Annotated in this window: 13 protein-coding genes; 7 read left to right on the forward strand and 6 right to left on the reverse strand. The window is 40.3% G+C overall.

Features of this window, described 5'->3' with window-relative positions:
* Positions 1-34: 34 nt before the first annotated feature.
* The gene (locus tag ACSHZO_RS05050) at positions 35-916 is read right to left on the reverse strand and encodes a hypothetical protein (protein ID WP_295177822.1); all 882 of its coding nucleotides are present in this window, start codon (positions 914-916) and stop codon (positions 35-37) included.
* 62 nt (positions 917-978) lie between these two features.
* On the opposite strand from ACSHZO_RS05050, the gene ACSHZO_RS05055 reads away from it, so the two are divergent.
* Together ACSHZO_RS05055 and ACSHZO_RS05060 are read left to right on the forward strand one after the other, a co-directional pair.
* Positions 979-1659 (forward strand): ComF family protein, encoded by a 681-nt coding sequence (locus ACSHZO_RS05055; protein WP_298245960.1) that lies wholly within the window; start codon positions 979-981, stop codon positions 1657-1659.
* Between the two features lie 57 nt (positions 1660-1716).
* Positions 1717-3321, forward strand: coding sequence for an Ig-like domain-containing protein (locus ACSHZO_RS05060; RefSeq protein ID WP_298245959.1), 1605 nt, complete (start codon positions 1717-1719; stop codon positions 3319-3321).
* Here ACSHZO_RS05060 and ACSHZO_RS05065 read toward each other — a convergent pair.
* On the reverse strand, positions 3308-4087 hold the full coding sequence (locus ACSHZO_RS05065) for an amidohydrolase (RefSeq protein WP_298245958.1): 780 nt from the start codon (positions 4085-4087) through the stop codon (positions 3308-3310). The two genes, ACSHZO_RS05060 and ACSHZO_RS05065, sit on opposite strands and share 14 nt — an antisense overlap.
* Positions 4088-4190: 103 nt before the next feature.
* Here ACSHZO_RS05065 and ACSHZO_RS05070 point away from each other — a divergent pair, with 103 nt between their 5' ends.
* Positions 4191-4700, forward strand: a complete 510-nt coding sequence (locus tag ACSHZO_RS05070) for a DUF1440 domain-containing protein (protein WP_295177815.1) — start codon at positions 4191-4193, stop codon at positions 4698-4700.
* Here ACSHZO_RS05070 and ACSHZO_RS05075 read toward each other — a convergent pair.
* Genes ACSHZO_RS05075 through ACSHZO_RS05085 form a run of 3 tightly spaced genes read right to left on the reverse strand, consistent with a single transcriptional unit; the run spans position 4697 to position 9776 of the window.
* Positions 4697-7165, reverse strand: a complete 2469-nt coding sequence (locus ACSHZO_RS05075) for a ligase-associated DNA damage response DEXH box helicase (protein ID WP_298245957.1) — start codon at positions 7163-7165, stop codon at positions 4697-4699. The genes ACSHZO_RS05070 and ACSHZO_RS05075 overlap by 4 nt on opposite strands.
* Entirely contained in the window at positions 7165-8757 is a 1593-nt protein-coding gene (locus tag ACSHZO_RS05080) for an ATP-dependent DNA ligase (protein WP_298245956.1), read from the reverse strand. Before ACSHZO_RS05080 ends, ACSHZO_RS05075 begins: the two co-directional genes overlap by 1 nt.
* On the reverse strand, positions 8754-9776 hold the full coding sequence (locus ACSHZO_RS05085) for a ligase-associated DNA damage response exonuclease (protein WP_298245955.1): 1023 nt from the start codon (positions 9774-9776) through the stop codon (positions 8754-8756). The genes ACSHZO_RS05080 and ACSHZO_RS05085 overlap by 4 nt, the downstream gene beginning before the upstream one ends.
* 150 nt (positions 9777-9926) lie before the next feature.
* Here ACSHZO_RS05085 and ACSHZO_RS05090 point away from each other — a divergent pair, with 150 nt between their 5' ends.
* Positions 9927-10358: a TerB family tellurite resistance protein gene (locus ACSHZO_RS05090; protein WP_295177808.1), complete on the forward strand. Its 432-nt coding sequence runs from the start codon at positions 9927-9929 to the stop codon at positions 10356-10358.
* Here the strand turns inward: ACSHZO_RS05090 and fbp are convergent.
* Entirely contained in the window at positions 10331-11377 is a 1047-nt protein-coding gene (gene fbp, locus ACSHZO_RS05095; RefSeq protein ID WP_295177806.1) for a class 1 fructose-bisphosphatase, read from the reverse strand. The genes ACSHZO_RS05090 and fbp overlap by 28 nt on opposite strands.
* Before the next feature lie 100 nt (positions 11378-11477).
* On the opposite strand from fbp, the gene ACSHZO_RS05100 reads away from it, so the two are divergent.
* From ACSHZO_RS05100 to ACSHZO_RS05110, 3 genes are read left to right on the forward strand one after another with little or no spacing between them, the layout of a single operon-like run.
* Positions 11478-11966: a GNAT family N-acetyltransferase gene (locus ACSHZO_RS05100; protein WP_298245954.1), complete on the forward strand. Its 489-nt coding sequence runs from the start codon at positions 11478-11480 to the stop codon at positions 11964-11966.
* A 55-nt stretch (positions 11967-12021) separates the two neighbouring features.
* Entirely contained in the window at positions 12022-12495 is a 474-nt protein-coding gene (locus ACSHZO_RS05105; protein ID WP_141879052.1) for a GNAT family N-acetyltransferase, read from the forward strand.
* A 2-nt stretch (positions 12496-12497) separates the two neighbouring features.
* On the forward strand, positions 12498-13748 hold the full coding sequence (locus ACSHZO_RS05110) for an aspartate kinase (protein ID WP_298246225.1): 1251 nt from the start codon (positions 12498-12500) through the stop codon (positions 13746-13748).
* Positions 13749-13775 lie beyond the last annotated feature (27 nt).

Here is a 13775-nt window from a genome sequence, read left to right on the forward strand (position 1 = left end):
CTTCAAGGCGGTCTGTATTTTATATTTTAATAATCTATCTCAGGCTGAAACTTCCATTCGCAAGAAGAACAGCGTCATTATATACATAGACCTTATAAGTTCCTTCCAGTAGTTTATCCTCATCTGTATTAGAAAGAATACAAACATCCAGTTCATCTTTTTCGTAGAATACTTTCGAAGATGCGCTATAAACCATGGCTCCACCTTCATGTTGCACCACGATCTGGTCACCTACGAGTTCATTTTCAGGGTTATAAACCTGAACATACATAGTTTTCTCTCCTGTATCTGCAAGATCATTAGCCGTTAGAGTAAAACAGGTTCTAATCTGGTCAATCCGTCCCGTTCTATCATTTTCAACTAGTTTTCCGCTATTCCTAACGATGACACCTTCTCCTTTTAAACCTGTGATCTTAAGACGTGCCGCCTTGTCCACCTTTGTGGAAAGACTTTGGTTCGTATTACGCAAAGAATCTGAAAATCTTGTTCTTTCCTGCAAAGCAACGCTTGTACTATCCAGAGAAGTACTCAATTGTTGATTCTGCGCACTTAAACTATCTACCACGCGGAATAATCTGTCTTTCTCAGCTTTTAAATTACCGATCTCTCTTCTATATCTCGAGATCATAACCAGATTCGCTTCATTATCTTTTACTGAATCTAATAATCTGGTAATTCGATCACGCGCATTTACCAGGTCCTGATCCATCACCTCATTCTCATCGATTGCCTCATCGTATTTAATGATAAGTTCGTTCAATTCATCTTCTATAACTGTTTTTTCCTTCTGAAGGATCTCTTTATTCTCCTTTTCTTCGTTATAGAATTTGATGGTGTAAATACTCAGGGCAATAAGCGCCACGGCAAGTACACCTGTAAGAACTTTTAATGCAGTATTGCTTTTATTTTCTGTCATTATGAATCAATTTAGTTTGTAAATTTATACGTTTAACCAAGTCTGGTACAAGCCATTAACAAATGTTTCACGATTTCATCAATCTTCTTTATCCGGCTTCCTGTCACATTTGCCAGACAGAACTTCTGAAAAATGAGCATATACTTTGCACCAGTTGCCTGCATGATCTTCCGGTTACCAGATATCATTTAGATAACGACAATCCGGTCAAAAAAATTTTCCAGGGCAGGGTAAAGATAGCCAAAGCAACCGCATTATTACATTTCAGAAAAAAATCTGGGGTACAGCAGCTAATCCATGATCTGAAGTATCGCGGACACCAGGAAATTGGAAATTATCTTGGTGCATGGCTGGGAGAAGAGCTATCAGCGATCGATGAATACAGAGAAATAGACCTGGTTCTTCCTGTTCCTTTGCATAAATCCAGGTTAAAAGAACGTGGTTACAACCAGGTAGAAGCATTCGGAATCGAAATCGCCAAAAAATTGAATGCTCAATATAGATCTGATTTTCTATTAAAAATAAACGCCATGCAAACACAAACGAGGAAAGGCAGGATCTCCAGATGGGGCAAAATTGAACAAACGCTCGAACTTCAGAAGCCCGATGAATTGAAGGGAAAGAATGTGCTGCTGGTTGATGATCTGGTTACGACCGGAGCGACTCTGGAAGCCTGTGCTCATAAATTACTTAAAATAGAAAATATCAGCATATCTATCGCCACCATGGCAATTACACACTAAGCATTACGTTGTAATTCAAAATAATTGTTTCTTTGCTAAAAGAATTCCCTTTCATTCATGAAGAAAAGAGTACCCGGTTTTATTCTCGTTTTGATACTTCTGTTCACCACAGTACAGTGTGCAAAGAAAGGAATGCCCGAAGGCGGACCGGTAGATGAAGATCCGCCAAAATTCTTAAGAGCAAACCCTGAAAACTTTACTACGAATTTCGACAAAGAGGAAGTACGAATTTACTTCGATGAATATATTAAGCTGGACAAACCTTCCCAGCAGATTATTATTTCTCCTCCAATGGTTCCGAAACCGAACATAATGCCTTTGGGAACAGCGAGAAAAGATATTAAGATAGAGATCACGGATACTTTGGAAGAGAATACTACCTACGCGATTAACTTCGGAAAATCTATCGTCGACAATAATGAAGGGAATCCCTATGATTATTTCAAATATGTATTTTCAACAGGAGATTATATAGATTCACTGTCAGTTTCAGGAATTGTTAGAGACGCCAAGCTGAAAGAACCTTCAGAAGTAATATCTGTGATGCTTTATGAAGCCGATACTTCCTACACAGATTCCATAGTTTTCAAGGAAACTCCAAGGTATATCACCTACTCCCAGGATAGCACTTTTAATTTCAGTCTTGAAAATCTTAAGGCGGGTACCTACAGGATGGTCGCGCTTATGGATAGTAATGATAATTACCTCTATAACCCTAAAAAGGAAAAAATTGGTTTCGTAGAAGGTGATATTACGATTCCTACTGAAGAAACCTTTGAGCTTACAGTTTTCAAGGAACAGCTCGAATTCGAACCTAAAAGGCCTAATCATTTTAAAGGGAACCAGATCATTTTTGGTTACGAAGGATATGCAGATCCCGATAGTATTAAAATCGATTTGCTATCCGCCAGGCCTGAAGGTTATCGCTCGAGAATAATTAAGGACCCTGTAAAAGACACTTTGTATTACTGGTATAATACCAGTCCGGGATTGGACACCCTCATGTTTGCGGTGAATTCTCCAAAGACACAGGATACTTTAATCGCGAGAATGGGAAATCTGGATCGTGATTCATTGATGGTTTCAACCGAAAATGGCGATTTGATCAAAGATTTTAAGTTAAAAGCTAACACGCCGATCATTGAATATGCTGCAGACCAGATCAGAATCATGGATATGGATTCTACTGATGTTCCTTTTGAAGCTGAATTTGATCCATTACTGAATGAAGTGAGACTGAAATTCGAGAAAAAGCCTTCAAATAATTATAATATCACTGCCTTTCCTGGTGCGATCACAGACCTTTTTGAAGACACGAATGACACGATCTATAAGAATATCACAACTAAAGATCTTTCCGCATTTGGCACTATTATCATAGATCTTCAGAATATTCAGCAATTTCCAGTGATCGTGCAGTTAACGAATATTAAAGGTGAAATTTTAGCGGAGCAATACTCCGAAGACCGGTCTAATTTTACTTTCAATTATCTCAATCCCGGGGATATCCTGGTGCGAGTTATTTTTGACAGTAATGCCAACCAAAAGTGGGATACAGGCAATTTCCTGAAAAAGATTCAGCCGGAAAGAATTCAGTATTTAAGAGATACTTTGGAAGTGCGCGCTAACTGGGATCAACCTTACAAATTTAGTCTAGACTAAAAGAATCACGATCCTGAAGGAATTTCAATTTCTCGCGGGTTTCCAGCATTTCCTTTTTAGATAGTTCGAATTCCTCCACGAATTCTTCAGGTCTATTCAAGCCGGTTATAGCATTACCCAAAACATCGTAAGCAGCAGAATGCCCGTTGTAAATATAGCCATCTCCATCCTCGCCGGTTCTATTCAATCCAATGCAGTAGCTCATATTTTCAATAGCACGAGCTTTCAGTAATGCATCCCACGCGTTTACACGCTTCTCAGGCCAGTTTGCTACATAGATCAATAGATCATAATCTTCGGTATTTCTGGCCCACACCGGGAATCTAAGGTCATAACATACCAGCGGACAAATCTTCCATCCTTTGTATTCTACGATCAACCTGTCTTTTCCAGCGGTATACGTAAGATGTTCCTTTGCCAGAGTGAAGGTGTGTCGTTTATCATAAATCTCATAATTCCCATCAGGAAATACGAAAAATAGTCGGTTATAATATTCACCCTGATCTTTGATGATCACACTTCCGGTAATTGCTGCATTTTTATGTTTAGCCGATTGGATCATCCAGTTGAGCGTCTTTCCATTTGTTTCTTCAGCAAGATTTTCAGCATTCATACTGAACCCTGTCGTAAACATTTCCGGCAATACAATAAGTTCTGTCTTATCGCTGATCGCTTCTATCTTTTCTGAAAACATCTCCAGATTCGCATCAGAATTTTCCCATTCCAGCTCAGCCTGAATAATGGCTACTTGTAATTTATCATCCATACTCAAAAATATAAAATTCGTGTAAAGCTGTGCCAAAGCAGTGTTAAATCATTGTGCAACGCCCGCTTTATAAATAGTTTTATTCCACAAAAAAATCAAAATCATGAGTGTAGCAAATTTCTTTCAGAAGGATTCATATGTTTCTAATACAAGTCGTAGCGTAATTTCAGGTTTTATTGGTGGTCTTGCAGGGACTGCTGTTAAGACCCTTATTGAGCAGGTTCTTCCGGTTAGAGAAATTGACCAGAAGTCCTCCCAAATGAAGATAGTAGACGACCTTTCGACTAAGATCACAGGTAGCCCCGTAAGCACTCACAATGAAGCACTGGCAGAACAGTTAGTGAACATCCCAATGGGTGGTTCTCTTGGAGCCGCTTATGGATATGGAAAAAAGAACCGTTTTGGTCTTAAACCTATGGACGGGATCATTTTTGGTGCTACGACCTGGGCTTCTACTCACGAAACTTCTTTACCAATTCTGGGTCTTGAGCCTAAACCAACAGATGTGCCTATAAGAATGCAGATCAATGAGCTTTTTGCCCATGTTGCCTTTGGAGTAACTACAGAACTGGTAAGACATTATATCGATAAGCAAATGAGAGAGAGCAACTAAGCCTCTAATTGCTTCAGCATCTTTTTGATCCTGTCTTCTAGCTTTTCTGAAGATAATTTTTCTCGCATTCTATCTGTAATAATAGGAAAAGAGAAAGGTGTTGGTTTCGCACATTTTTTCCAGACAATTGTTTGTTTTGAAATTCTATCAAGGGAGATTCTCAATCTCCCTTCTTCTAATTGATGCTCAAAAGTCTCCCGAAAGGCTTGCTGATAAAGTAAATTGTCCTCTTCATAATCTCTGAAAACACTGAACAATAGTTGAGAATTCGACTGAAGGTGTTTGCTTTTGATCAGCTTATTAGGATAGCCGGTAAATACCAATCCAGCAATTACCGCTATATCGCGGAATTTTCTACGGGCCATTTCCGTAGAATTTAAACTTTTATAGAGATCATCCATAAGATATTCTGCAGAAAAAAGATTGTTATCCAATACCTGCTGCATATCGATCTCCTGGTCTGAAAGTAATTCGAATCCGTAATCGTTAAATGCGATCGAAAAGCTGATTGGAACAAGCAAACTGATACGGTAAGCAAGCAAACTACCCAGAGCTTCATGCACAAATCTCCCGTCAAAAGGATAAAAAACCGCATGATAACCTTCCCTGGTTTTGAAAGTTTCTATTAAAAACTCATCTGCCTTTGGAATGATTGAATCTCTCTGTTGCCGTTTAAAAATAGGTTTTAAAGCTTCAAATTCAGGACTGGTCTTTTCATCCTGCTCCAATGCTGAAGCTTCATACATTTCATCGCGTAACAATTCACTCATTTGAGCAGAGAAAGTCATCCTTCCACCGGACCAACTGGGAACTTTAGCAGTTTTCTTTTTCGATTTTCTAACCAGTACCTGCATGTTCTTAATTCGAACGAGTTCCAGGTTTCTACCGGCAAAGGTAAATACATCACCAGGTTTCAATTTCGAAATGAAGAACTCTTCCATAGTTCCTATATAACCACCCTTAATATATTTTACACTAAGTACCGCATCGCTAACAATCGTTCCAATTTGAAGTCGGTGCCGCATGGCAACTCCCCGGTTATTGATCTTAAACTTTCCATCTTCTTCGATCTCCACTTTTTTATATTCGTCGTAAGACTGAAGACTCTGGCTACCTTTGGTGATAAAATTCAAGATCCATCGCCATTGATCTTCAGTAATACCCTGGAAGCAGAACGTACTGGCAATTTCCGGAAAGATCTCCTTTGGGAAGAACCCATTGGAGACTGCCAGCGTATTTAAATATTGTACTAATACGTCAAAACTCATCAGGTAAGGCACTCGATCCTCCACCGCCTTTTTAACTACGGCCTTTTGTAAAGCTGAAGCCTCGATCAATTCTATAGCATGAGTTGGTAGAAAGTAGATCAAACTTACTTTTCCCGGCTGGTGACCACTTCTACCCGCCCTTTGTAAAAATCTCGCTACACCTTTAGGTCCGCCAATTTGTACGATTGTTTCCACCGGCGCGAAATCTACTCCTAGGTCAAGACTTGAAGTACAGACCACAGCTTTCAGACTTTCATTTCTTATCGCCTGCTCGACCCAAAGCCTGGTTTCTTTATTAATACTTCCATGATGCATGGCAACTTCACCGGCAAACTCAGGGTATTTACTCAATAATTTCTGAAACCAGAGTTCACATTGCGATCTGGTATTGGTGAAAAGCAGCGTGGTTCTGGATTCCTTAATAATAGGCACCACCTCATCTAGCAAATGCAGACCTAAATGCCCTCGCCAGGGAAATTTCTCCATTTTCTTCGGAATAATGGATCGAACATCGATCTTCTTTTTCAGGAATGCTCTTACCAAAACCGAATTTTCAAAGGCTTTTGACTCTGGCCCAAGCAGTACTTCCCTTGCCTGATCAAGATTCCCGATTGTAGCAGAAATACCCCAGATCCTTAAATCTTTGGAGATAGCTTTCAGTCGCGAAAGCCCTAATTCTACCTGAACACCTCTTTTGGTCCCCAGTAGTTCATGCCACTCATCGATCACGATCGCCTGCAGATCCTTGAATGTTTTATCGTAGTTTTTAGAAGCTAGCAGTAATTGCAGGCTTTCAGGAGTTGTAATGAGCAGATCTGGCATTGATCGTTTCTGCGCGGCCCGGTCCTTCTGGGAAGTATCTCCGGTCCTGATACCCACAGTAAATTGCGTTCCCATTTCTTCAGCAAAGCGTGAAGCGGCCTGCTCGATCTCAACACTTAAAGCTCTAAGCGGAGTGATCCATATCGCCTTTAAGCCTTTCTTATGCTTCGTTTTATAATCCGGGTTTTTACGAATATAATCCAGCACTATTGGAACCCATAGGGCATAGGTCTTCCCACTACCGGTAGGCGCATTTAACAATCCGTTTTTCTTCTGAAGATAGGCTGTCCAGGTATCCTTCTGAAATTTAAAGGGTTTCCAGTCCTGTCCCGCAAACCAGTCTTCTGCCAGTCCTATGAGTTCTGCCCTCTTCATTACGGTATGAGCGCTTTTAGATCTTCGAGCGTATTGGCTTCCTCGATCTTTTTATCTAATCTCCAGCGAAGTATCCTGGGAAATCTTGTAGCAACACCACTTTTATGTCTTTTGGATTCTGCAATTCCTTCAAAAGCAATTTCGAATACATAATGCGGAGTAACACTTCTAACCGGGCCAAAGCGGTCCAGCGTATTTCGTTTGATCCAGGCATCCAGCTTTCTGAATTCTTTATCGGTAAGTCCCGAATAAGCCTTTGCGAAAGTGACCAGTTCCTTTTTTTCTTCATCCCAGAGCCCGAATGTATAATCTGTAAATAAATTACTTCGCCTTCCATGACCTCGCATGGCATAGGTAAGTACAGCATCTATGGTGAGAGGATCAACTTTCCATTTCCACCAGTCTCCTTTTTTTCTACCTACTAGATACGGAGAGTCTAGTCTTTTCAGCATTAATCCTTCCGACTTTACTTCTCTCGAATTTTCGCGTTCTACAGCTGCTTCCTCCCAGGTTTTGAATCGTATACTTTCTGAAAGATGCAAGGGCAGTTCATCGCTTCGAACTTCGTGATATAGCTTTTCCAGGATCTCACGTCTCTCTCCAAATGCCGTATTCCGGATGTCCTCACCTTCCCATTCCAGAATATCGTAGGCTTTTAAAATAACCGGTGTTTTTTCAAGAAGTTTCTTACTAACATTCTTACGCCCAATCCGCGTTTGCAGATCATTGAAAGTACCAATTTCACCACCGGGAAATGGCAGAATTTCACCGTCTATGACCGTTCCATTGGGCAATACACCAACCAAAGCTTCAAATTCGGGGTATTTATCGGTTACGAGTTCTTCTCCGCGTGACCACACAAATAACTGGTCATTTCTAATAATTACCTGCGAACGTATACCATCCCATTTATGCTCTGCGCTCCATTCTGAAACATCTCCAAGTGCCCCAGGCTCATCTTCAATGGCATAAGCAAGATAGAATGGATAAGGCTTTGAGAGAAAATCTTCTTCATTTTCCTCGAGAATAAGCTTATTGTAGGTGATTTTGGAAGGTTCCCAGTTCCCCATTAATTTATAAGCGAGGATATCTTCATCAATTTCGGTAGCTTTTGCCAGAGCGCGGGTCATCAATTTCTGACTTACTCCAATTCTAAAACTTCCGGTTATAAGCTTGGTGAAGACGAAACGTTCGTAATAATTCAGATTTAGCCAGTTATCAAATAGATATTCCTTTTTTACTTCTTCTGGCTTCTTCTTCAGGTCAAGGATCTCCTGTAAAAACTGATTCAGACTCTTTTCCGTAGAACTGTCACTCTTCGGAATAACAAGTGCAATAGTTTCAGCCAGATCTCCAACAATATGATAAGATTCTTCAAATAGCCAGAGCGGGATATTCGCCAATTCTGAAGCCCATTCTCGCATGAGTGTGGTGTTTACCGGTCGGGGTGGTCGTCGATGACTCAAGATCGCGATGGTCCAGACCTTGTCTTTGTCTTCAGCATTTTTAAAATACTCGGTAAGAGCTTCTACTTTCAGAGTAGTTTTATTGGTACTATCCAGGGTTTTGATCAAATCTGCAAATGCTCTCATTCCGAATCCTTTTCTTTATCGCTTTCCAGTTGCCCGGTCTCACTTTCGTATTGAGTTTCTTCAGTTCGTGCGTCGTAACCCTGTTCGCGTAGATATTTCGAAAATATATCGGTATATCCATGAGTACAGATCACTTTTTCGCAACCAGTTTCTTTGATGGACGATAATAAACCCTGCCAGTCACAATGATCACTGAGCACAAAGCCTTTATCGATCGCTCTTCTTCTTCTGGCACCACGAAAAGTCATCCATCCACTGGCTGAAGCGGTTACATAAGGCACCATTTTCCTGATCCAGGTACTTCCATGAGCACTCCCCGGGGCAAGTACGATATTGCCTTTTAATTCTTCTTTCGTGGTTTCCCTGGTCACTCTTGTAGTTTCATGAAAATCCATTTGAGAACGTAAAACTTCAGTCATATTCTCAATGGCTCCGTGAGTATATATTTTTCCAATAGATGGATCTAAATGCTTCAGTAATCGCTGGGCTTTTCCGAGGGAATAACCGAAGAGTACAGAAGTTCTGCCATCTGCCTGGTTTTGCGCCCACCAATTATTTATTTCAGTAAAGACCTTCTCCTGTGGAGTCCACTTAAAAGCGGGCAAGCCAAAGGTGCATTCAGTAATAAAAGTGTGGCATTTTACCGGCTCATAAGGGACCGCAACACCATCATCCTCTGTCTTATAATCTCCGGTGAAAACCCAGACTTCACCTTTATACTCGACCCTGATCTGGGAAGAACCAATAATATGACCTGCCGGATGCAATGAAAATTTCACTCCGTTGATCGTAAAGCTTTCATTCCACTTCTTGCCGGTGACACTTATTTCTCCCAGCCGGTGACTAATAATAGGCACGTTGCTATGATGCGTAATATATTTTTTATGACCATACCTGCTATGATCTGCATGACCATGTGAAATGATCGCCTTATCCACAGGTTTCCACGGGTCCAGATATACATCTGCAGCAGCGCAGTAAATTCCTTTATCATTAAATGCCAGTAGCGGTGTTTCCATAAATTCTGAAGAAAATTGAATTTAAATAATACTCGATTCAAACGGAAAGGATTAAGAAAAGATTAGCGAACGACTAGCAAGAATAATGCTGGCTTTGCATAATTAAAGTGCGGGATATATTTATATTTGTAAGACTAAATCATAATACAAATGTCCTTTTCAGATTTATTTGGCTCAGGAGAGCATCTAAGAAACTTAAGTCATTTCGCATCGATCGTAAATCTTGCAGCCATAGACGGTGAGATTAATGATAGAGAAGAGAAATTACTTCAAAGATTTGCCCGTAAACTGGATATTAACGAAGAAGAATATGCCAAGGTGATCGAAAACCCAAAAGCATTTCCTCTTACCGGATCCAATAGTGTGGAAAGAAGATTAGAGCGGCTACACGATCTTTTCAAGATCATCTTTGCAGATAATGAGATCGACGAAGAAGAAACTGAACTTATCAAGCGCTACGCGATTGGTCTTGGTTTTTCCAGCCAGGCTTCTGAAGGAATTATCGAGCGTTCTATCCAGATCTTTAGCGGACACTTAAACTTCGAAGATTACCGTTATTTGCTTGAAAAAGATAATGACTGAGACTGATCTTCAGTTTCTGCTTTCTGCATAAACTCTTCAGCTTTTTCTACCATTTTCCTGCTTCCGCAGAAGAAGGGCACACGTTCGTGAAGCTCGGTAGGTTTTATGTCCATAATTCTCTGGAAACCATCACTTGCTTTTCCTCCAGCCTGCTCTGTTAAGTATGCGAATGGATTGCACTCATAAAGCAGTCGTAACTTTCCATTGTTGTTTTTTGAGCTCTTTGGATATATAAAGATCCCGCCTTTAATCATATTTCGGTGAATGTCTGATACCATCGAACCAATATACCTGCTAGTATAAGGACGATCTCCCTGTTCCTCCTGGCAGTATTTGATATAATCTTTTACTCCCTGGGGAAAATGAATATAATTCCCTTCATTAATAGAATAGATCCTTCCATCTTCAGGAAATTTCATATCTGGATGAGAAAGATACCAGGATCCCAGAGCAGGATTTAAAGTAAATCCATTCACTCCATGACCTGTGGTATATACTAACATGGTTGAAGTTCCATAAATAATATATCCCGCGGCCACCTGCATATTACCGGGCTGAAGAAAATCTTCTTTCTGAACCGGAGTTCCAATAGGTGTCACTCTCTGATAGATCGAGAAAATAGTACCTACAGAAACGTTTACGTCTATATTCGAACTACCATCCAGCGGATCCATCAATACCACATATTTATTCTTATGATCGCGTTTATGCCCTTCGATCCGGATGAAATCATCATTTTCTTCGGAAGCGATCCCGCAAACGATCTCGCGATTGGTCAAAGTTTGAATAAACTTATTATTCGCATAAACATCCAGCTTTTGCTGATCTTCACCCTGAATGTTGGTCTCGCCATAAGCTCCTATGATATCCACTAGTCCGGCTTTATTCACCTCATGATTAACTACTTTGGCAGCTAGCCGAATAGAATTGATAAGTCTGGATAATTCTCCGGAAGAACCCGGAAAATCTGACTGGTTTTCAATGATGAATTCTCCGAGAGTTTGATTTGGCTTAGACATGAAATTGGGTTTCTGGCCGCTAAAGTATTAAATTTTGATCATACTATAACGATTTCGCTGGCAATACTACTATTGTTTAAATTTGTAGAAAAGTATTTATATGGAAATTAACATTAGAAAGGCGGAAGCCCGGGACATGCAGGACGTTCTTGATCTCATAAAGGAACTCGCAATCTTCGAAAAGGAGCCAGATGCGGTCATTATTTCAGAAGAAGATCTTATAAGGGATGGTTTTGGTGAGCAACCTCTTTTCACCTGTTTTGTTGCTGAAATTGAAGGCAAGATTCACGGAATGGCACTTATATATTTCAGGTATTCCACCTGGAAAGGAAAAACTGTTCATCTTGAAGACCTGGTAGTTAGGGAGAGCTATAGAGGTAAAGGTCTGGGATCTGCACTTTACAGCCGCGTGATCAAATTTGCTTCCGAAGAAAATGTAAAAAGAACAGAATGGGTGGTTCTAAACTGGAATAAAGACGCTGCCGATTTCTATCGCAGAAGTGGTGCTAACGTCATGCAGGACTGGGATACGGTACAAATGGATGCAGATGGAATGCATGCCTATCTCCTAAATAAAAACATGCTTTAATAAGGCTTTAATAGACTTATCATCTACAATCCCTATTTTTGTTAAAATTTGACATATGGAATATACAATTAGAGAGGCCAGACGCGAAGACATGCGGGATGTTCTGGAACTTATAAAAGAACTTGCCGCACATGAAAACCATCTTGATGATGTAGAGGTAGATGTTGCCGCACTGGAAAAAGAAGGTTTTGAACATGAAAACTTTAAATGTTTTGTAGCCGATGTTTCTGGTAAGATCGAAGGAATGGCGCTGGTATACTTCAGGTTTTCTACCTGGAAAGGAAGAACCGTACACCTTGAAGATCTTATCGTTCGTGAAAGTATGCGTGGAACAGGTCTTGGCGGAGCTTTATACCAGCAAGTTGTGAAATATGGTCATGAACATGGCGTTAAACGTATAGAATGGGTCGTTTCAGAAGGAAATAGAAATGCGATCGAATTTTATGAAAACACAGGTGCACAAATAAAGGAGAGCTGGAAGACCGTACATATGGAAGAAAGTGGTATCCATAAAAATGTGAAAAAATAGTGATCAAAGTATTTAAGTTTGGTGGTGCTTCAGTAAAAGATGCTGAGGGCGTTCGCAACCTTTTAAAGGTTCTTGAAGTTACAGGAACTGCAGAAAAACTGATCGTAATTTCCGCGATGGGTAAAACAACGAATGCCTTGGAATTTGTTGTACAGGAATACCTGCAAAATTCCAGAGTTTCGAATACGCTGGAGCAAGTGAAAACTTATCATCTGGAGATCATGCAGGAGCTTTTTCCAGATACAAGAGCACAGGTTTTTACTAAAATTCATAGGCTTTTTACTGAACTTGAAAACTTTTTAGAACATAATAAATCAATACAATACGATTTCGTTTACGACCAGGTTGTGAGCTTTGGTGAGTTGATTTCTACCACTATAGTTAGCGAATACCTCAATAGTCAGCAGATTAAATCAACATGGCTGGATGCACGAAAATTCATTAAAACCGATAGCACCAATAGGGAAGCTCAGGTAAACTGGAGGTTAACTCAGGACCTCGTACTCAGTCATATCGATACCTCAAAGCTCAATATCACTCAGGGTTTTATTGCTTCAGATGCGAACAATTTCACGACGACATTGGGTAGAGAAGGCTCAGATTATTCGGCGGCGATCCTGGCCTATTGCCTTAATGCGGAAAATGTAACGATCTGGAAAGATGTTCCTGGTGTCTTAAATGCAGATCCGCGGCACTTTACTGAAACTCATTTGCTCAACCAGATCTCCTATGAAGAGGCTATAGAACTTGCGTTTTATGGTGCTTCGGTGATACATCCAAAAACACTACAGCCATTACAGCGAAAGGAAATTCCGCTTTATGTACGCTCTTTTATTAATCCTGCGGAAGAAGGCACTGCTGTAAGTAAGGGTAGGACTATTTTTCCCGAAGTGCCCTGCTTCATCGTGAAAAAGAATCAGGTATTGATCTCATTGTCTTCCCTGGATTTCAGCTTTATGGTGGAAGAAAATATTTCTGAAATATTCCGACTTTTCCATAAATATCAGATGAAGGTGGATCTTATTCAGAATTCGGCTATTAGTTTCAAGGTTTGCGTAGATAACAAATTTAACCAGCTTGAAAAACTGATCCAGCATCTCAAGGCGCGATTTAAAGTGGATTACAAAACCGGTGTTTCTCTCTATACCATCAGGCATTTCAATGCGGAAGCGATTGCTAGCCTGGAAAAGGATAAAACCGTACTTTTAAAACAATTGACCCAAAACACCGTTCAACTGGTAGCTGAAGATTGATTTTAGGTCAAAAACTAACCAAACCAG

The sequence above is a fragment of the Christiangramia sp. 3-2217-3z genome, from assembly GCF_051195275.1.
GTDB classification, from domain to species: domain Bacteria; phylum Bacteroidota; class Bacteroidia; order Flavobacteriales; family Flavobacteriaceae; genus Christiangramia; species Christiangramia marina.